The organism is Hydrogenophaga sp. GW101-3F08 (genome assembly GCF_059424585.1).
Genome location: NZ_JBWKZP010000007.1, coordinates 290,547 through 309,002 on the forward strand (window position 1 = coordinate 290,547; position 18,456 = coordinate 309,002).

Consider the following 18,456-nt stretch of genomic DNA (forward strand, 5'->3'; position numbering starts at 1 on the left):
CGCCTGCAGGCCTGGCGTTGTGCCCAGTCGGTGGGCGCCGCCGTCTTGTGCGGGAGGGCCCCGGGTGTGTCACGACAGCCGCGCGCGCAGCCAGCCCGCGAGATCGGCCACCACCTGGGCACCCACCGGTGACACGGCGGTGAAGTGGATGCAGGCGTGGATGGCGCTGGGGTAGTGGCGGTGCTCGGTGGCCACGCCCGCCTGCTCGATGCGCTGCGCCAGCGCGTGGCCTTCGTCGCGCAGCGGGTCGTGGCCCATGGTGGCGACCCAGCTGGGCGGCAGCGTGGCCAGCGTGGGCGCGCTCAGCAGGGCGAAGTCCGGGTGCCGGCTGAGTTCGCTGCGACCGTCCAGGTAGCAGCCGATGAACCACTGCATCACACCGTGGGTGAGGAACTTGCCCTCGCCGTTTTCCGCCATCGAGGCGCTGGGCTCGCTGTGGTGCTGCGCCACCGGGTAGATCAGGCCCAGGGCGCGCGGCGTGATCGTGCCGGCGGTACGCAGGCAGGCCGTGGCGGCCAGCTGGGCCCCCGCGCTGTCGCCCGCCACGGCGATGCGCGACGGGTCGGCGCGCAGTTCTTTCACGTGCGTTGCCAGCCACTGCAGCACGCAGACCACGTCGTCCACGGCGGCGGGAAACGGGTGCTCGGGCGCGAGCCGGTAGTCCACCGCCACCACCACGGCGCCCACCTGGTGGCACAGGCCGCGGCACACCGCGTCGTGCGTTTCCAGGTCGCCGATCACGTAGCCGCCGCCGTGCACGTACAACAGCGCGGGCAGCGGCCCGGGGGCGTCGGGGTGGTAGATGCGCAGCTTGAGCGGCCCGCCGGGGCCCGCGATGCTGCGGTCTTCCGTGGCGACCACCGGCGGCGGCAGCCCCAGGCCCGCGGCGAGGTCGCGGTAGATCTGGCGCCCGACCGCGGGCGGCAGCGCCTCCAGCGGCGGGTTGCCCTGCGCGGCGGCCTGGGCCAGAAAGCCGGCGAGGCCGGGGTCCATGGGCGCGCGCGGGAGCGTGGTGGTGAGGGTCATGGGGTCTCCTGTTGTGGGTATGACAAAGAGGTCGGGGTGTGAAGACGCAAGGGGCGGTCAGCGCAGCAGGCGGCCGTCGCGTGCGCGCAGGCCGACCTCGACGAACTCCGAACCGTGGTGCTGGTCGGGGCCGAAGCGCAGGCGAAAACCGCCCATGTCGAACGCGCCCAGGGCTTCCAGGCTCTGCGCGAGCCGGGCGCTGTCGACCGAGGGGCCGGCCCGGCGCAGGGCTTCGGCCAGCAGGCGCAGGTTGAGGTAAGCCTCCAGCCCTTCGAAGGTGACCGCTTCGGGGCCGATGAAGGCATCGGCGTCGCGCAGGAACTCGCGCACCACCGGCAACTGGGGCGTCTCCGGGTTGGGCACCACGCTGGTGTAGCCGATCAGCCGGCCGGGAAACAGCCGCGTCATGTGGGTCAACCCGGCCGACGACAGGGTGGCGATGGTGCCGGGCACCCCCGCGAACTGGCTGGCGTCCAGCCGGCCCAGCGCGTCCTGCCCGTTGAGGCCGAGGTGGATCACCAGCGCCTGCTGCGCGCCGGGCACCATGCGCTGCAAGGCGCCCGCGATCGCTTCGGCGTTGCCATCGACCGTGGCGCGCTGCAGCCGGATGCCCGAGCGCTCCAGGGCCTGCGCCAGCGCCGCGCCGCGCGCCGGTTCCGCGCCGTCGCTCAGCAGCAGGGCGCGTGTGATGCCGATGGATTGCAGCTGCTGCGCGAGCGCGCCCGTTTCGCGCGCGTCGTCCGGGCGCAGGCTGAACACCTGCGGGAGCGTGGGCGAGCGCAGCGCCAGCGCGCCCGACATCGGGCCGACCAGCGGCAGGCGCAGTTCACGCGTGGCCTCGGCGGCGGCCTGGCAGGCGATTTCGCCCAGGCAGTTGAGCACGGCCACCGCGCGGTGCTGGCGGGCCAGGCTGCGCAGGTTGGCCGCGTGGCGGCCCGGGTCGCCGCCGTCGTCCAGCGTCACCAGCTCCAGGGGCCGGCCCTGCAGGCCGCCGCTGGCGTTGAAGCGTTCCACGTACGCCTTGGCGCCCGCCAGCACCCGGTTGGCCACCGGAAAGCCGCTGCCGGTGAGCGGCAGCGACTGGCCGATGACGATGGCCCCGGCCGGCATGGCCAGACCGGCCTGGGCGGCCAGCACGAGACCGATCACGAAGCGGAGCAGGTGGTGCGTGGGCATGGGCGAAGGACGCTGGGGCGCGCGGACCGGCGCCGGTTCGGGGTGGGGCGCTGCCTTGCAGCTGGGGCCCGAGGGCCGTGGTTTGCCGTCAAACGCAGGCGCTCGCCAGGCGGTTCAGCGAACGATTGAATTCGGTCGGCTTCTCCAGCTGGGGGGTGTGCCCGCAGTCCTCCAGCACCAGGAGCGTCGAACCGGGCGTGACGGCGTGGGCGGCAACGGAGTGCTGCAGAGGCACCACCGTGTCGTGTTTTCCGTGCACGAACAGCACGGGCACCTGGACCGCTCTCAACACGCCCAGCGTGCGCGAGACGCCTTGTGTGTTCTGCCCGCCCAGATCGGACATGCGGCGCAGTGTGGCCAGGAAAGCCTTGACGCCGCCGGGCTTGTGGACGTTGCGGGTGATGGCTTCACGGATGGGGGCGGTGGCCACGCCGCGGTTGTGAAAAATGGCCTGGATCTGGCGCTCCACCGCCGTCGGGCCGGGTTTGTTCATCAGCTCGCCGAGCACCGGCAGCGTCATGATCCGGAAGGGCGCGAACACGTTGCGCCCGAGGGTGGCGGCGTTGGCCAGTGCCAGGCCGGCCACCCGGTCCGGGGCGAGACCGGCCATGCGCACCGAGACGGCCGCGCCGAGCGAGTTGCCCGCGAGCACCACGCGCTGGATGCCCAGGGCGTCCAGGAACTGCCAGGCAAAACGCGCGAACTTGTCGGGGTCGTAGGGCTGCTCTCCCATGCCGGACAGGCCATGACCCGGCATGTCCCAGGCGATCAGGCGGTGGGCCTGAAGGTCTTCGCTGAACTGCGAACCCCACAGCTCCAGCGAGCCCCCGATGCCGTGGGTCAGGAGGATGGGCATGCCTGGACCACCGCTGTCGCGGTAGCGGATGGGCACGCCCTGGACGTCGATGCTGGCTTCAAGGTTCATGGGGTGAACTTTCAGAGAGGGGGTGGGTGGAGCCGTTCAGGTGCCTTGGCCGGCCGCCGTGACGAGGGAGGGCGCGCTGGCGTTCGCGGCGTTTTCGGCGGGGTCGTTGCGGGGCACGGCGGGCAACAGGAAGTGCGCCAGCGCGGGCAGCAGCACCAGCGCGCCCACCATGTTCCAGACGAACATGAAGGCCAGCAGGATGCCCATGTCGGCCTGGAACTTGATGGGCGAGAAGGCCCAGGTGCCCACGGCCAGCGCCAGCGTGACGCCGGTGAGCATCACCACGCGGCCGGTGAACTGCAGCGCGTGGGTGTAGGCCTCGGCCAGGCTGGCGCCCGCGCGCAGGCGGGTGAGCGTGACGCTGAGCACGTAGAGCGCGTAGTCCACACCGATGCCCACGCCCAGCGCGATCACCGGCAGCGTGGCCACCTTCACGCCCATGCCCAAGCCCACCATCAGCGCTTCGCACAAGATGGAGGTGAGCATGAGCGGCAGCACCGCCACGATCACCGCGCGCCAGGAGCGGAAGGTGATCCAGCACAGCAGCACCACGGCGGCGTAGACCCACAGCAGCATCTCGCGCATGGCCTGCTTCACCACGATGTTGGTCGCCGCGTCGATGCCGGCGCTGCCGGCGGCGAGTTTGAACGTCAGCTCGGGCGTGTCGTGCTCGGCCTTGAAGCGCTCCACCTCGGCCACCACGCGCTCCAGGGTTTCGGCCTTGTGGTCCTTCAGGTAGACGTAGAGCGCCAGGAACGAGCAGCTCTGGTTGAACAGCTCACGCGGTGCGCGGGTCTGAACACCGCCCAGAGCGCTTTCGTTGGGCAGCAGCTCGAACCACTTCAGGTGCCCTTCGTTGTAGCCCACCATGGCCAGCTTGGACAGCGTGGCCATGGAGTTGGTGGACTCCACGCCGGGCAGTTGCTCCAGCCGCCAGGCCAGCGCGTCCAGCGTGGACAGCGCCGGGTAACTGGTGCAACGGTCGGGTGGCGTGGTGGCCATCACGGTCAGGATGTCGGTGCTGGCCGCGTAGTGCGAGATCAGGTAGGCGCTGTCCTGGTTGTAGCGCGAGTCCGGGCGCAGCTCGGGCGCGCCCGGGTCCAGGTCGCCGATCGACAGGTGCAGGCTCACCGCGAAGCCCGCCGCGGCCAGCAGCGCGCCCGTGCCCACCGCCATGGCGGCGGCGGGTCGCCGGGTGAAGCGCGTCAGGCCCGACCACAGCCACGAGCGCTGCAGGGCCTGCGCCGAGTCCGCGCGCAGGCTGCGCTCGGCCGCCTTGGGGCTCACGCCCACGTGGGACAGCAGAATGGGCAGCAGCAGCAGGTTGGTCACGATCAGCATCGCCACGCCGATGCTGGCGATCAGCGCCAGGTCCTGGATCACCTTGATCTGGATGATGAACAGCACCGCGAAGCCCACCGCGTCGCACAGCAGCGCCGTCAGGCCGGCCACGAACAGGCGCCGGAAGGTGTAGCGTGCGGCCACCACGCGGTGAGTGCCGCGCCCGATGTCCTGCATGATGCCGTTCATCTTCTGCGCGCCGTGGCTCATGCCGATGGCGAACACCAGGAAGGGCACCAGCACCGAATACGGGTCCAGCTCGAAACCCAGCAGCGCGAGCAGGCCGAACTGCCACACCACCGCCACCAGCGAACACGCCACCACCAGCGCCGTGCTGCGCCGGCAGCGCGTGTAGCCGTACAGCAGGGCGGTGGTGATGAGCAGCGCCAGCAGGAAGAACAGCAACACCTGCTGCAGGCCTTCGATCAGATCGCCCACCACCTTGGCAAAACCGATCACGCGGACCTGCAGCGTGTCGCTGTCGTAGCGCGCGCGCAGCGCCTCGATCTGGCGCGAGAGCTCGCCGTAGTCCAGCGCCTGGCCGGTCTCGGGGTTGCGGTCGAGCAGGGGCACGAAGACGATGCTGGACTTGAAGTCGCCGGCCACCAACTGGCCGATCTCGCCCGAGCGCTCCACGTTGGCGCGCAGCTCGGCCAGGCTTTGCGGCGAGCCGTCGAAGGCGTCGGGGATCACCGGTCCGCCGTCCAGGCCCTCTTCGGTCACGGCCACCCAGCGCGTGTTGGAGGTCCAGAGCGACTTCATGAACGGGCGGTCCACCCCGGGCAGCAGGAAGATCTCGTCGTTGAGCTTTTGCAGCGTCTCCAGGTACTGCCGGTCGAAGATCGTGCCCTCCTTGGTCTGCACCACCAGGCGCAGCGCGTTGGTCTGCCCGGCCAGGTCGCCCTTGTGCGCCAGGTAGTTGGCGATGTAGGGGTGGCCGGTGGGAATGGTCTTCTCGAAGCTGGCGTTGAGCTGCAGCCGCGTGGCCTGCCAGCCCAGCACCAGGGTGATCAACAGGCTCAGCAGCAGCACCCAGGGCCGGTGGTTGAAGAAGGCGCGTTCGATGACGGTGCCCGATGCCGGGTCAAAGTCCTCCAGCCGCGTGACGACGGGCTGGGCGTCGAGGGGGGAATCGTGGTTCATGGGAACGGGTTCACTCGGTGGGCAAAGAGGTCAGGCGGCGCATGCCGCGCAGGCTGGCCAGGACCAGGGCGCCGTCGGCGGCCAGGGCGGCACCGGCGATGGGCACGGCTTCGCGCACCGGCAGGCGGCGCAGGGCGGCGGCGTCGGGCGGCGCGATCAGCACCTCGCCGATCTGGCTGACCAGCACGAAACCGCCGTTGGGCAGCACGGCGCTGGCGCCCAGCGTGGCGCCGGTCTGGCTCTCCAGCCGCTCCCAGCGCGCCGCGTCGGGGCCGGCGCGGTAGACCGAGCCGCGCAGGCCGTGGGCGACCAGGTGGCCTCCCGGGGTCTGCAGCAGCCCGAGGAAGCTGCCCTTGTAGGGCGAGGGCAGGGCCGAGAAGCTGGCGCCGCCGTCGAGCGAGCGCATCAGCAGGCCCTGCTCGCCGGCCACGACCAGTTGCCCGGCCGTGGCGCGCAGGCCATAGAGGTGCAGGCCCTGCGGGTTGGCCGCCCGCGCCGAGAGCGGTTGCCAGTGCTGGCCACCGTCCACCGTGGCGAACAGCAGGCCGTAGGCGCCAGCGGCGAAGCCGCGCCGCGTGTCGATGAAGCTCAGGTCGAAGAAGGGTTTGTCCGGGCCTTCGTCCACCAGGGCCTGGGCATCGGCCAGGGCCGCGGCGTCGCCCGTGGCGCGCGCGGCCTCGGCCACGCTGGCGGCGGCGGCGATGCCGTCGAGCTGCTTGCGCCAGGTCTGGCCGCCGTCATCGCTGTGCAGGATGGTGCCCAGGTGGCCGGCGGCCCAGCCGTGGCGCGCGTCGGCGAAGGCCACGCAGGTCAGCGTCACCTGCACCGGCACGGCCGCCTGCTGCCAGTGTTGGCCGTGGTCGTCCGACAGCAGCACCGTGCCGCGCTCACCCACGGCCACCAGGCGGGCGCCGGCCCGCGTGACCGCGAGCATCGCAGCGCCCAGCGCCTTGGGGGTGATCAGGGCCGGGCGCGAGAGCACCGCGGGGACCGCGCCGCTCTGTGCCGCGCGGGTGCTGGTGGGCAGCAGGCCCGCCAGCGCCCAGCCCGCCAGCCCCGCCAGGGCGCTGCGGCGTGCCACGCCGAAGCCGCTTCCAGAAGTCATCACCGTCCACCCTCGCTGGACAGCGACTCGGGGCTGAAGAAGGCGCGCGGGATCGGCTCCTTCACTTCGTACTGCTTGGGCAGTTCGTTGGACGCCATGTTCAGGTAGTAGGCGCCGGTCTGCATGTCATAGCCGCCCCAGAGCACGAAGCTGGTCACGGCCGGGATGTCCGGCGCGGTGAGCATCAGCGAGTAGTTGGTGCGCCAGAGCTGGCCCTTGGCGTCCCAGCCGTCGAACAGCACGATCTGCCACGAGTCCTCGTCGATGTAGTACTTGCGCTTGGGCACCACGTGGCGCTTGCCCGCGGCCAGCGTGGCCTCCACTTCCCACACCCGGTGCAGCTCCCAGCGCACCTGGGCCGGGTTGAGCGTGCCCGGGGTCACCAGATCGTCCACCTTGGCGGCGGCGGCGCGGTTGTTGTTGTAGGGGATGTAGATCTCCTTCTTGCCGACCAGCTTCAGATCGTGTTTGTCGATCGGGCCGAACAGGTTGAAGGCTTCGTCGAACAGGCCGATGCCCGAGGTCACGGAGTCGGGTGTGTCGTAGGCCACCGAGGGGGCCTTGCGCACGCGGCGCTGACCCACCAGGTACTGCCACAGGCCGCGCGGTGCCGAAGCGTTGATGCCTTCGTGCGCCAGGATCGCCTCCCCCGCCTTGGAGCCCGGGGCATTGGCCACGAACTTGCCGAAGCTGTAGAAGCCGTCGAACTTGTCCACGCTGCCGGCCTTGTCGTAGAAGGCCTGGTTGATGGTCTGCACACCGCCCGAGGCCATGTTGCGTTTGCCGTCGGCCGTCACCACCCAGACCCGCACCGGCATGGTGTAGTTGCCGCCGCGCCAGGCCAGGCGGTGGTTCCAGATCGCTTCATAGCCGTCCTTGGGGATCGGGAACGGAATGCCGCCGTAGGCGCCTTCCACGCCATGGCCCGCGTCCACGGTCTTGGCGCGGGTCGCGTTCTGGAAGGTGTTGTCGTACACGAACTGCGGCATGGCGGCGCTGCGCCGTGTGGGGTAGACGTCGATGCGGAAGTCGGGGTGCTTCTTCATCAGCGCCTGCACGCCATCGGTGAGCTTGTCGGCGTGTTCGGCCATGTTCTTCGCGCTGATCGACAGCAGGGGCTTGTCGGCGGCGAAGGGGTCGGGGCGCACGTCGCCGTTGCGGTAGGCCGCGGGCGCCTTGCTCAGGCCGCCGTCCCAGGCGGGGATGGTGCCGGCCTTGTTGCCGGCTTTTTCGGCGCCCACCGGCGTCAGCGTGGACTTGAGCTTGGCGGCTTCTTCCGCCGTCACGGCGGCCAGTGCGGGCAGGGAGGCGGCCAGCAGCGCGGCCAGCAGCCAGGGGTGTTTTGCGTTGTGTGTCATGGTGTTTCTCCGGGAATGTCAGAAGGTGCGGGAGACGTTGAAGGACAGGTAGTTGCGGTCTTTCAGGGTCTGGCCAAAGGACAGCATCCGCGTGGGGGTGCGCGGGTCGGCCACGGTGAAGGTGTTTTCCTTGCCGAAGAAGGCCGTGTAGTTCAGGCCGACGTTCCAGGCGTTCTGGTACTTGGCCTTGATGCCCACGCTGACGTCGCCCACCTTGCTGGCGCCGCCGGCGAAATTGAAGATGGCCGAGGAACGGCCGCCGAAGTTGTAGCCCAGGCCGATCGGGATCGACAGGTCCAGACCCGGCAGCACCTGGAAGTACTGCGGCTCGAAGATCATGCGAAACGCCATGGCGCTGCGGGTGGTGTTGGGGTCCAGACCGCCAAAGCCCACGGCGCTCGGGTTCTTGTCCACGCTCATGAGCCGGTTCCAGGCCAGTTCGGCCACCAGGGCGCCGCCGTCCCACAGGCCGGACTTGTTGAGCACGTAGATGCCCGAGAGGTTCAGGTGCGCGGTCTTGCCGGTGGCGTAGCAGGGGTTGCCGGCGGAGCCGTCGCAGTTCACCGGCGGCATGAAGGGCGCGCCACCGAGCACGGCGGGGTCGTTGGCCAGCGGCGCGTCGGTGCGCACCGAGCCTTCAAGCGCCCAGTTGAGCTGGCCGATGGAGGACGTGACGCTGGCGCCCACGGTCTTGATGCCGGTGGCATAGACCTTGTGCACATTGCCGTTGACCAGATCGAACACCGGCACGGCGGGCGTCTTTTCGTGGTAGCGCGCGGCGTAGAAACCGAACTCGTAGTCGCTGCCCGAGGGCGACCAGCGCAGCTGCCCGCCGAACTGCCCGCTGTCGGGGGGGAGCTGGTCCTTGCTGTTGTCGGTCACCAGCACCGGCGGCAGCGGCGGGCCGAAGAACACCTGGCCGCCCCCGATGTAGTCCTGGTTCGAGAAGTAGCTGCCCGCGCCCGGGATCTTGCTGGGGCGCCACTTGAGCTGGTAGTAGCCGCCCAGCGTCACGCCTTCGGCCACCTGCAGGCTGCCCGAGACCTGCTCCACCGGCAGCAGCACTTCCTTGAACTGCCAGTTGGGCACCGAGACGACCTTGGCCACGTCCACCGGGCCCTGGGCATTGGCGATGCCGTTCTGGCCGAAGAACAGGCTCTCGCCGTATTGCAGCGCGTGTTTGCCGACGCGGACCGAGCCGGGCATGTCGCCCACCGAACCCTTGGCGTAGACGAAGGCGTCCAGCACCTCGCCGCCACGGCCGTGCTGGCTGCGCGTGGCCGGGATGAAGGCGTTGGCCGCCTGGCCGGGCTGGTTGCTCACGCCCAGTGTGCCGTCGTTGTCGTTGGCGCTCAGGTATTTCGAGTCGTACCAGGCCGCGTGGCTCAGGCGCAGGCCCCAGTTGCCGCGCTTGTAGTCGAACTCGGTCAGCAGATCGAGGCGGTTGGAGACCACGCCTTTGCCGAAGTTGAGGTCGCCGTCGTTCTCGTTGGTCACGCCGCCGTCGCCGCGCGCCGCCGGCGAGGTGAGCAGCGCCGAGGGGTCCTTGAGCCGGTAGGCCAGGCTGTATTTGGGTGTGAAGTCCAGGCGGATCTGGGTGTCGGGGTCGTCCGACGCCAGCTCCATCGCGAAGGCGGGCAGCGCACAGGCCAGGCCGCAGGCCAGGGCCAGCGCATGGCGCCGGTGGTGGGTGGATTTTCTTTGCATGCTTGTCTCCTCGTTGTGGTTGGGGGAATGGGTCGGGGGCGTGGCGTGGACGCCCCCTGGTTTTTTAGGGCGATGCTGAACAAGTCCCTCGCACGGGGACTCGTTCAGCGTCGCCTTAGAGCCTTAGATGTAGGTAGACGCCAGACCGCCGTCGACCGGCAGGTTGATGCCGCTGACCCAGCGCGACGCGTCGCTGCACAGGAAGGCGATCACCGGGGCCACCTCGTCGCTGAAGGCGGGGCGCTTCATGCGGTGCGCGTCTTTCTCCACGCGCTCGTTGCCCAGCATCTGCACGAAGTCGCCCAGGATGGGCGTGAACACCGGGCCGGGCGCCACGCAGTTCATGCGGATGCCGCGCTCCAGGAACTGCTTCTGCGACTGGGTGTAGGTCCAGACGATCAGCGCTTCCTTGAAGTACTGGTAGCAGGTGGCCTGCGGCACCGGGTGTTGGGCGAGCCAGGCGGCGCCGGCCTCGAAGCTGGCGGTGGCGCCCAGTTCGCGGTGCGGCTCCAGCCGGGCCGGCCACTCTGCGCCGAGGATGGAGGCGATGTTCACCACCGAGCCGCCTTCGCCCATGCGCTCCATCACGCGCTGCGTGAAGTGGCGCAGGCCCAGGTAGTTGACTTTGCCCACCAGCTCGGCGGGTGCCGTGCCGGGCACACCGGCGATGTTGGCCAGCGCGTCGATGTGCGTGGGCAACTGGGCCATGGCCGCGTCGATGGCGGCGGGGTCGCCGAGGTCGATCTTCACGAAGCCGTCCAGCGTGAGCATGGGGTCGTTGCGGTCCACGCCGATCACGCGCGCGCCCTGCAGGCGGGCGAGCTTGGCGAAGTCCGAACCGATGCCCGAGCCGCAGCCGGTGACGACGATGGTTTTGTTGGCGAGTTGCATGGGTCTTGTCTCCTGTTGTTGGGGGGCGGGGTCAGAACGGGAACGGCGGTGGCGCGTCTTTCACCGTGATCCACTGCCACTGCGTGTATTCGTCGATGTCGGCCGGGCCGCCCACGCTGCCGCCGTTGCCACCGATGCCGGGGCCGCCAAACGGGTTGGTGCACTCGTCGCAGACGGTCTGGTCGTTGATGTGCACCATGCCGGCGCGCAGGCGCTGGCCGATGGCCATGGCGCGGCTGATCGAGGGGCTGATCACCGCCGCGGCCAGGCCGCCCTGGCTGGTGTTGGCCAGTTCCACCGCTTCGTCGTCGGTGCTGAAGGTGATCAGGTTGACCACCGGGCCGAAGGGCTCTTCGTCGAACGAGCGGATGCCGGGCTTGACGCCCGAGAGCACCGTGGGCTTGTAGCAAAGGCCCTCGTAGGTGCCGCCGGCTTCGAGCACGGCGCCCTGCTTCACGCTGTCCTTGATCACGTCGTCGAAGTGCTTCAACTGCTTGGCGTCGATCATCGGGCCCAGGGCCACCTGGCCGCTGGCGCCGTCGCCCACCGGCAGGTGCGTGGCCTTGCCGACCATGCGCGCCTTGAAGCCTTCGGCGATGGACGCGTGCACCAGGATGCGGTTGGAGGCCATGCAGATCTGGCCCTGGTGGAACCAGGCGCCGAAGGCGGCGGCGCTGGCGGCGGCGTCCAGGTCGGCGTCTTCCAGCACGATCAGGTTGTTGGCGCCGCCCAGCTCCAGCGACACCTTCTTCAGGTGCTCACCGGCCAGCGCGCCGATGCGCCGGCCCACGGTGGGCGAGCCGGTGAAGGCGATCATGGGGACGCGCGGGTCGACCACCAGCGCTTCGCCCGCTTCGGCGTCGCCCGGCAACACCTGCAGCAGGCCCTGGGGCAGGCCGGCTTCTTCGAACACGCGGGCGATGATGAAGCCGCCGCTCACGGGGGTGCGCGTGTCGGGCTTGAGCACCACCGCGTTGCCCAGCGCCAGCGCCGGGGCCACCGCGCGCAGGCTCAGGATCAGCGGGAAGTTGAACGGCGAGATCACGCCCACTACGCCGTGCGGCACACGCCGCGCGAAGGACAAGCGACCGGCCGCGCTGGGCAACACCTGGCCCTGCGCCTGCATGGGCAGGCCGGCGGCGAGGTGGCACAGCGTGATGGACTCGTTCACCTCGTGCTGGCCCTTGGGCAGGATGCCCCCGGTTTCGCGGGCCACGGTCAGGGCCAGCTCGGCGAAATGCTGCTGGAACAGCGCGGCGGCGCGGTGGAACACGGCCGAGCGTTCGCGCGGGCCCATGGCGGCCCAGGCGGGCTGCGCCGCTTGCGCACGGCCGATGGCGGCGCGCATGTCGGCCGCGCTGGCGATGCCCACCTGTGAGAGCACCTGGCCGGTGGCCGGCTCCTTCACGTCGCGCACGTTGGCGAGTGTGGTGGACCATGTGCCGTCAAAGGCTTTGCCCGACGTGAGGCGGCTGTCGAGCCAGACCGGATTTTCGGAAACACCCATTGTTTTGCTCCTGTTGATCGTTCGTGCACACCACACGGTGGCTGCAACAGGTTTTGCAACGGGCGTACCAGCGCGCGCCGCGGAACGGCGCCTGGAAGCCTCAGGAGGGCCGTTCCTCAGAGGCAAAGATCGGGAGTTTCCCTAGGATGAAAAAGAGGCCGCTGGCTGGCCTGCCAGCAACCGGAAAACTGATGAAACATGCAGATGTTTCATGTCCCGGGTTCATCAAATGGTGAATTGTTTGATGAAACTCTTCTTGCATGAAGTCCTGAGGTGAACAGCAGGTTTCATTCGCGGCACCTCGCGAGCCAAGTCGTGCGTGGGCAGGCCGCAGCGCTTGGGTAGGACCGAGAAACCGGCGGACGCTCAGGCCGCGCCGGACTGGCAGGCCCCCAGCGCCGCTGCCGCGATGCTGGCGGCATCGACATGGAAGTACGAGCGCAGGGCTGCGCGGGTGTCGCTGCGGCCAAAGCCGTCGGTGCCCAGGGTGAGGTAGCGCCGGCCTTCGGGGACGAAGGCGCGCACGCTCTCGGGCACGGCGCGCACGTAGTCGGTGGCGGCCACGATGGGGCCTGCGCTGTTGGCGAGCAGGCGCGTCACGTAGGCATCGGCCCGGTTGGCATGGGTCGCGTCGGGGGCCTCCTGCGCCACGCCGTCGCGCGCCAGCTCGCTCCAGCTGGTGACGCTGAACACGTCCACGCCCACGCCCTGTTCGGCCAGTTGCTGCGCGGCCTGGACCACCTCGGTGAAGATCGCGCCCGAACCCAGCAGGGTGACGCGCTGTGCGGCATCCTCCGGCCCGAAGCGGCCGAAGCGGTAGCCGCCCTTAAGCACGCCCTCGGCCGCGCCTTCGGGCAGGTCCGGGTTGGCGTAGTTCTCGTTCATGAGCGTGACGTAATAAAACACGTCGCGCTGCTCGACCAGCATCTCGCGCATGCCCGCGTCCACGATCACGGCCAGCTCGCCCGCAAACGCCGGGTCGTAGGCCTTGCAGTTGGGGATGGTGGCCGCCACCAGGTGGCTGCTGCCGTCCTGGTGCTGCAGGCCTTCACCGCCCAGCGTGGTGCGGCCCGAGGTGGCGCCCAGCAGGAAGCCGCGTGAGCGTTGGTCGGCCGCGGCCCAGATGGCGTCGCCCACGCGCTGGAAGCCGAACATGGAGTAGTAGATGTAGAACGGCAGCATGGCCAGGCCGTGCACGCTGTAGCTGGTGGCCGCGGCCGTCCAGCTCGCCAGCGCGCCGGCCTCGCTGATGCCTTCTTCCAGAATCTGCCCTTCCAGCGCTTCGCGGTAGCTCAGCACCGAGCCGATGTCTTCCGGCGCGTAGCGCTGGCCCACGCTGCTGTAGATGCCCACTTGTTTGAACAGGTTGGCCATGCCAAAGGTGCGCGCCTCGTCGGCCACGATGGGCACGATGCGTGGGCCGAGCGCCGGGTCTTTCAGCAGCGTGCCCAGCATGCGCACAAAAGCCATGGTGGTGCTCATCTCTTTGCCGTCGGCCTTCAGCGCAAAGCTGGCATAGGCGTCGATGGCCGGCACTGGCACCACGTCGCACACGGTCTCGCGCCGGGGCATGGCGCCGCCCAGTTGGCTGCGGTGTTCGCGCAGGTAGCGCATCTCGGCGCTGTCGTCGGCGGGCTTGAAGAAGGCCAGGCCCTTGGCCTGCTCGTCGCTCAGCGGCAGGTTGAAGCGGTTGCGGAATTCGATCAGGTCGCCCTCGTCGAACTTCTTCTGGCTGTGCGTGGTCATCTTGCCCTGACCGGCCGCGCCCATGCCATAGCCCTTCTTGGTCTGCGCCAGGATCACGGTGGGCTGGCCGGTGTGGGTGGCGGCGGCCGCGTACGCGGCGTGGATCTTCACCAGATCGTGGCCACCGCGCTTCAGGCGGTCGATCTGCTCGTCCGTCATGCCCTGGGCCAGCGCCGCGAGTTCGGGGTTCTGGCCAAAGAAGTTGTCGCGGTTGAAGCGGCCGTCCTTTGCGGCAAAAGTCTGCATCTGGCCGTCCACCGTGTTGGCGAAGGCGCGCACCAGGGCGCCGGTGGTGTCGCGCGCGAACAGGCCGTCCCAGTCGCTGCCCCACACCAGCTTGATCACGTTCCAGCCCGCGCCGGCAAACAGCTTTTCCAGCTCGTCGATGATGCGGCCGTTGCCACGCACCGGGCCGTCCAGGCGCTGCAGGTTGCAGTTGACCACCCAGACCAGGTTGTCCAGCTTCTCGCGCGCGGCCAGCGTCAGCGCGCTCATGCTCTCGGGCTCGTCCATCTCGCCGTCGCCAAACACACCCCACACCTTGCGGCCTTCACAGTTCAGCAACTGCCGGTGCGTGAGGTAGCGCATGAAGCGCGCGTGGTAGATCGAGCTGATGGGACCGATGCCCATGGAGCCGGTGGGGAACTGCCAGAAGTCCGGCATCAGCCAGGGGTGCGGGTAGCTGGAGAGGCCGCGCGCACCGGTGGCCGGCGCGGTGATCTCCTGGCGGTAGTGCAGCAGGTCGGCCTCGCTCAGGCGGCCTTCGAGGAAGGCGCGGGCGTAGACGCCGGGTGCACTGTGCGGCTGAAAGAACACCAGGTCGCCCTGACGCCCGGCTCGGAAGAAGTGGTTGAAGCCGGTCTCGAACAGGTCGGCCGCGCTGGCGTAGCTGGCGATGTGGCCGCCGAGTTCGCCATACGCCTGGTTGGCGCGCACCACCATGGCCAGCGCGTTCCAGCGCATCAGCGAAGCCAGGCGCTCTTCCACCGCCAGGTCGCCGGGGAAGGCGGGCTGGTCTTCCACCGCGATGGTGTTGATGTAGGGCGTGTTCAGCTCGGGCTGCCAGCCGATGCGCTGGCCCCGTGCCAGCCGCGCCATCTCGTCGAGCATGAAGCGTGCGCGCTCGGGCCCTTGTGAGGCCAGCAACGCGGTCAACGCTTCGCGCCACTCCGCTGTTTCGGAGGGGTCGGTATCGCTTTCCGGGGTGTTGAGATAACGGGCTTGGCGGGTGTCAGTCATGGATTACTGTAAGGGTTTGTTGACCACATGTGCTTTTGAACTGGTGCCGCATTCTGATAGAAAACAGCATAAACTGCTTCAAAAATTCATATTGAAGGTATTTATGGCTTTGGATGCAATTGATGTCCGCATACTGTCCGAGCTTCAGGAAGACGGATCGCTCAGCAACGTGGAGCTGGCGCGGCGGGTGAACCTTTCGCCATCGCCCTGCCTGGTGCGGGTGAAAGCGCTGGAAAACGAAGGCGTTATCGAGCGCTATGTGGCCTTGGCCGACCCCAAGGCTTTGGGGCTCGGGCTCAACGTGTTCATCTCGGTCAGCCTGAAAGAGCAGTCCAAGGCCGCGCTGGCCGAGTTCGAGCGCCGCATCGCCGAGCACGACGAGGTGATGGAGTGCTACCTGATGTCGGGCGACAGCGACTACCTGCTGCGTGTGGCCGTGGCCGACATCGGGGCGCTGGAGCGGTTCATCCTGGAGCAGCTCTCGCCGATTCCCGGGCTGGAAAAGATCCGCTCCAGCTTCGCACTCAAGCAGGTGCGCTACAAGACCGCGCTGCCGCTGCACGCGGCTTGAGCAACAACGCCCTTCCCCTCTGGGGGTGGGCTGGGGTCGGGGCCTGCCGACCACCAAAGGTCTGCTTCATGGCACTGCCTTGTACTCACGCTGCCGGCCAGAAGCGGGCGGCGCGGTACTGCTAAAGCGGACGTTCAACGTGAGGGTAAGCCACACCCAGCGGCAAGGCCACGATAGAACTCCTCCTCCGTCACGAGGGGTTAGGTGTCGCATTGCGGAGGACTTCTATTGCTATGCGACCGAAAGGCTTGCCTATGCCTCTGACCGCCTGATTGACCGAAACCGTGCTTGTAGTGTTTTCGAACCGTTCCATTCTTAGCAACTCGCCGCTGCCTCGGGAAATGACTGTCTCGAACTCCCAGAACTCCTCGGATTGACTCAGCCACATACCGCTGACCAGATTGCCTTCTTGTTCTGGTACTTCAGAAAGGCTCACCAGGATGCCTGGCTCTTGGGTGAGGCCGTGTGAGAGAAGTAGTGCGCTCAGCCAGGAGAGGTGCGGAGGACGCAATGCGAACATTTCGGCAGCCTCTCGTATCTTGGCTTCTGTTTCTGCATTTTGCTGCGCGACGTTTCGTGGCAATACCATTTCGAGCGCCTAACGGATACATTGGGCATAAGAGATTTAACGATCAAGGCCAGCGGAGGCCGAAATCAATCCTCTGGTCCGACATGTTATGCCTCGAACTCGACATGATCAGCCTCCATTTTTTCAATCCACTCAGCTTCGCTTGCAAACATTGAAAAGCGAGGCCAGCTGATATCTGTCTCTACCTGGAATGTCAAATGCACGGCGGCGAGGCGCCCTGTGCCATCTTGCAGCGCAAACAGCACCTCGTCCTTATCGTCCCTGCGCCCCAGTGCTTCGACAGGCATTCCGTGCAAGGCATGACCCTTCGCCACTTCCCTGCGCAGTTCGGCGGCCAGTGCATCGTCTTTGGTCTCGTACCAAGGTGCAAGGAACTTCATAGAGGTTTAACTTTGATTTAAACGGCCATCAGCAGCCGGTAGGCCAAGGAGAAGCAGTCACTCAACGTGAAGATGACCGGACCACCAACTTGAGCTGCGAAGCCGCCTCCTGCTGGTGTGGGTGTTAACAATCGATTGCTCCCGGAGCGAACCACCTGACTGAGTGCTCGGAAATCCCAAAAAAACCTAGTGCATCGAGGATGTCACGGCGCTTGCAGACTCCGTTTTCAAAGAGAACCAACAGCTCCAGGCCACCCCCAGAACTTTGCTCGAACTCTTCGAACCCGACTTGACACCCGCTATCGGATCGCACGCCGAAACACTTCGCAAGGCCGAGACCGTCCTCGATATAGGACTCCAACCTTGCGCCGACTACTGCGGCTAGGCCCTCGATTGTGCAGACGCCCTTGTCGATATGCGCGCCGGGACGGTAGTCGCCCTTCGCCCAGGCATCTGAAGGAACGAACGAGAAGCTTGCAGCCATCAACGTCGGCGTTGTCCGGCAGACAGCACGCGCCGCGCAGCGGCCTTTTGCTGCTGTATGTCCGAGACGAACAACCTGCTAAATGCTAATACGGTCGTCACTTTTTAACCAGTCGAGAAACTTGGAAAGTTCGCCTTCGAACTCGAACCTTGTCTTGCATTCGCCAACGTGCTGAAAAGTGCTTTTCTCAGTGTGCACTTCCAATATTTCCACATCCATGCAGGAGGCATGATCCCACACACAGATTTCCGCCAGATATCGCGCTGACTCCAATCGCACAGACGCGGAGCCATTGCCAGCATCCTTGAATTCAGACTTCATTTTGTGGTTGTCGAAAACGCCCTCTTGTTTTTGAAACCAAGATTTCAAAAGTGCAACCGCATACACATCGTTAGCATCGCACATAGCATTCAATGTTGGAATTCAACCGACCGGTCAGCGCAGCCGGCCAGGGTCGGCTGCAATGAAAGGTTATGCAGCATCGAGCGCTTCTTTGATCGAAGAGATCAGCAGCTCCTCGTTCTCTGCCAGCTCCCGATACGCGGAATAGTCCAGCGCCCCGTCGTTCAGCTGCTTCTCAAAGAATATCTGCAACCGCCAAACATCTGGATCGGGTTTATCAAAGTCGAAGTCAATTCCGCCCACGGCCGGCGTCTTATAGACATCCACGCCGATGCCATGGGTGCAGACACTCCAATTGGTCCCTGGAATAGGCCTCCGGCCTCGAATTCGCAGAATGTCGTCGGCCTTCTCAAGTTGAAAGGCTCGCACGATCAATTCCTTCGCCCACACCATCTCGGCGTGCCAGAGCGGAACGAGCTGGCGGATGAGATCGACTCTTTTAGTCATGCTGCATACCGTTCGAGTTAGGCTGCACTTCGGCGAAGGAGAGTGTTGAGTTCGTTGCCAACTTCATTTGCCCTACGTCCCACTGCTTCGAACTGAGAAACCAGAAAGGTCTGCGCGGCGACCGCGGGGAAGTGGGTACCGTCGTGATCGAAGGCCTGAATCAAAACGGCTAGCCTCTCGGGGCGCTCTCCTGTGTGATCTTCACTGAGTGACGGGAGAACAATGCTGCGGTGCTTTGCCCGGTTGGAGAGTGCCGCTACGTGCTGGAAGTCCCCTTGTGCGCCGATGCTTGCGAGCAGCGCGCAAAGGCTGGTCGCTTTCGTATTGCCGTTCAGGCGACTGTGAGATAGCCCCCTGAACACCCGGACCCGTCCTATCGCTTATCTTTGAAGATAGGAGTAGGACTATGAGTACGAGCA

15 protein-coding genes are annotated in these 18,456 nt (G+C 67.1%); 1 reads left to right on the forward strand and 14 read right to left on the reverse strand.

Annotated features, from left to right (window positions below):
- Positions 1 to 69 precede the first annotated feature (69 nt).
- The 10 genes from AC07YZ_RS18600 to mdeB all read right to left on the reverse strand — a co-directional run bounded on the left by AC07YZ_RS18600 (position 70) and on the right by mdeB (position 15,164).
- Positions 70 to 1,026 (reverse strand): alpha/beta hydrolase, encoded by a 957-nt coding sequence (locus tag AC07YZ_RS18600; protein ID WP_494795820.1) that lies wholly within the window; start codon positions 1,024 to 1,026, stop codon positions 70 to 72.
- Positions 1,027 to 1,083: 57 nt separating this feature from the next.
- Positions 1,084 to 2,202 (reverse strand): ABC transporter substrate-binding protein, encoded by a 1,119-nt coding sequence (locus AC07YZ_RS18605; protein ID WP_494795821.1) that lies wholly within the window; start codon positions 2,200 to 2,202, stop codon positions 1,084 to 1,086.
- Between the two features lie 88 nt (positions 2,203 to 2,290).
- Complete coding sequence (locus AC07YZ_RS18610) at positions 2,291 to 3,127, reverse strand: alpha/beta fold hydrolase (RefSeq protein ID WP_494795822.1); 837 nt, start codon at positions 3,125 to 3,127, stop codon at positions 2,291 to 2,293.
- Between the two features lie 36 nt (positions 3,128 to 3,163).
- A complete protein-coding gene (locus tag AC07YZ_RS18615; RefSeq protein WP_494795823.1) occupies positions 3,164 to 5,611 on the reverse strand; it encodes an efflux RND transporter permease subunit in 2,448 nt (815 codons plus the stop codon).
- A gap of 10 nt (positions 5,612 to 5,621) precedes the next feature.
- The gene (locus AC07YZ_RS18620) at positions 5,622 to 6,716 is read right to left on the reverse strand and encodes a WD40/YVTN/BNR-like repeat-containing protein (protein WP_494795824.1); all 1,095 of its coding nucleotides are present in this window, start codon (positions 6,714 to 6,716) and stop codon (positions 5,622 to 5,624) included.
- Entirely contained in the window at positions 6,716 to 8,074 is a 1,359-nt protein-coding gene (locus AC07YZ_RS18625) for a DUF1329 domain-containing protein (RefSeq protein WP_494795825.1), read from the reverse strand. The genes AC07YZ_RS18620 and AC07YZ_RS18625 overlap by 1 nt, the downstream gene beginning before the upstream one ends.
- An 18-nt stretch (positions 8,075 to 8,092) precedes the next feature.
- Positions 8,093 to 9,781, reverse strand: coding sequence for a DUF1302 domain-containing protein (locus AC07YZ_RS18630; RefSeq protein WP_494795826.1), 1,689 nt, complete (start codon positions 9,779 to 9,781; stop codon positions 8,093 to 8,095).
- A gap of 123 nt (positions 9,782 to 9,904) precedes the next feature.
- Positions 9,905 to 10,672, reverse strand: a complete 768-nt coding sequence (locus tag AC07YZ_RS18635) for a coniferyl-alcohol dehydrogenase (protein WP_494795827.1) — start codon at positions 10,670 to 10,672, stop codon at positions 9,905 to 9,907.
- A 31-nt stretch (positions 10,673 to 10,703) separates the two neighbouring features.
- Positions 10,704 to 12,179, reverse strand: coding sequence for a benzaldehyde dehydrogenase (locus AC07YZ_RS18640; protein WP_494795828.1), 1,476 nt, complete (start codon positions 12,177 to 12,179; stop codon positions 10,704 to 10,706).
- A 366-nt stretch (positions 12,180 to 12,545) separates the two neighbouring features.
- Positions 12,546 to 15,164: an alpha-ketoglutarate dehydrogenase gene (gene mdeB, locus AC07YZ_RS18645; RefSeq protein ID WP_494795829.1), complete on the reverse strand. Its 2,619-nt coding sequence runs from the start codon at positions 15,162 to 15,164 to the stop codon at positions 12,546 to 12,548.
- A gap of 103 nt (positions 15,165 to 15,267) precedes the next feature.
- On the opposite strand from mdeB, the gene AC07YZ_RS18650 reads away from it, so the two are divergent.
- Positions 15,268 to 15,735, forward strand: a complete 468-nt coding sequence (locus AC07YZ_RS18650; protein WP_494795830.1) for an Lrp/AsnC family transcriptional regulator — start codon at positions 15,268 to 15,270, stop codon at positions 15,733 to 15,735.
- 190 nt (positions 15,736 to 15,925) lie between these two features.
- Here AC07YZ_RS18650 and AC07YZ_RS18655 read toward each other — a convergent pair whose 3' ends face one another.
- The 4 genes from AC07YZ_RS18655 to AC07YZ_RS18670 form a co-directional block, all read right to left on the reverse strand.
- Entirely contained in the window at positions 15,926 to 16,324 is a 399-nt protein-coding gene (locus tag AC07YZ_RS18655) for a hypothetical protein (protein ID WP_494795831.1), read from the reverse strand.
- Between the two features lie 86 nt (positions 16,325 to 16,410).
- Positions 16,411 to 16,704 carry a hypothetical protein gene (locus AC07YZ_RS18660; protein WP_494795832.1) on the reverse strand — a complete coding sequence of 98 codons (294 nt, stop codon included), beginning with the start codon at positions 16,702 to 16,704 and terminating at the stop codon, positions 16,411 to 16,413.
- Positions 16,705 to 17,266: 562 nt separating this feature from the next.
- Positions 17,267 to 17,593 carry an immunity protein TriTu family protein gene (locus AC07YZ_RS18665; protein ID WP_494795833.1) on the reverse strand — a complete coding sequence of 109 codons (327 nt, stop codon included), beginning with the start codon at positions 17,591 to 17,593 and terminating at the stop codon, positions 17,267 to 17,269.
- Positions 17,594 to 17,659: 66 nt separating this feature from the next.
- On the reverse strand, positions 17,660 to 18,037 hold the full coding sequence (locus AC07YZ_RS18670; RefSeq protein ID WP_494795834.1) for a DUF6896 domain-containing protein: 378 nt from the start codon (positions 18,035 to 18,037) through the stop codon (positions 17,660 to 17,662).
- Positions 18,038 to 18,456 lie beyond the last annotated feature (419 nt).

Excerpts from the sequence above, each read along its gene's own strand:
- AC07YZ_RS18620 (WP_494795824.1), bottom strand. The coding sequence starts at position 6,716 with ATGACTTCTGGAAGCGGCTTCGGCGTGGCACGCCGCAGCGCCCTGGCG.
- mdeB (WP_494795829.1), bottom strand. The coding sequence starts at position 15,164 with ATGACTGACACCCGCCAAGCCCGTTATCTCAACACCCCGGAAAGCGAT.
- AC07YZ_RS18600 (WP_494795820.1), bottom strand. The coding sequence starts at position 1,026 with ATGACCCTCACCACCACGCTCCCGCGCGCGCCCATGGACCCCGGCCTC.
- AC07YZ_RS18615 (WP_494795823.1), bottom strand. The coding sequence starts at position 5,611 with ATGAACCACGATTCCCCCCTCGACGCCCAGCCCGTCGTCACGCGGCTG.
- AC07YZ_RS18605 (WP_494795821.1), bottom strand. The coding sequence starts at position 2,202 with ATGCCCACGCACCACCTGCTCCGCTTCGTGATCGGTCTCGTGCTGGCC.
- AC07YZ_RS18650 (WP_494795830.1), top strand. The coding sequence starts at position 15,268 with ATGGCTTTGGATGCAATTGATGTCCGCATACTGTCCGAGCTTCAGGAA.
- AC07YZ_RS18625 (WP_494795825.1), bottom strand. The coding sequence starts at position 8,074 with ATGACACACAACGCAAAACACCCCTGGCTGCTGGCCGCGCTGCTGGCC.
- AC07YZ_RS18670 (WP_494795834.1), bottom strand. The coding sequence starts at position 18,037 with ATGACTAAAAGAGTCGATCTCATCCGCCAGCTCGTTCCGCTCTGGCAC.
- AC07YZ_RS18655 (WP_494795831.1), bottom strand. The coding sequence starts at position 16,324 with ATGGTATTGCCACGAAACGTCGCGCAGCAAAATGCAGAAACAGAAGCC.
- AC07YZ_RS18635 (WP_494795827.1), bottom strand. The coding sequence starts at position 10,672 with ATGCAACTCGCCAACAAAACCATCGTCGTCACCGGCTGCGGCTCGGGC.
- AC07YZ_RS18630 (WP_494795826.1), bottom strand. The coding sequence starts at position 9,781 with ATGCAAAGAAAATCCACCCACCACCGGCGCCATGCGCTGGCCCTGGCC.
- AC07YZ_RS18660 (WP_494795832.1), bottom strand. The coding sequence starts at position 16,704 with ATGAAGTTCCTTGCACCTTGGTACGAGACCAAAGACGATGCACTGGCC.
- AC07YZ_RS18640 (WP_494795828.1), bottom strand. The coding sequence starts at position 12,179 with ATGGGTGTTTCCGAAAATCCGGTCTGGCTCGACAGCCGCCTCACGTCG.
- AC07YZ_RS18665 (WP_494795833.1), bottom strand. The coding sequence starts at position 17,593 with ATGTGCGATGCTAACGATGTGTATGCGGTTGCACTTTTGAAATCTTGG.
- AC07YZ_RS18610 (WP_494795822.1), bottom strand. The coding sequence starts at position 3,127 with ATGAACCTTGAAGCCAGCATCGACGTCCAGGGCGTGCCCATCCGCTAC.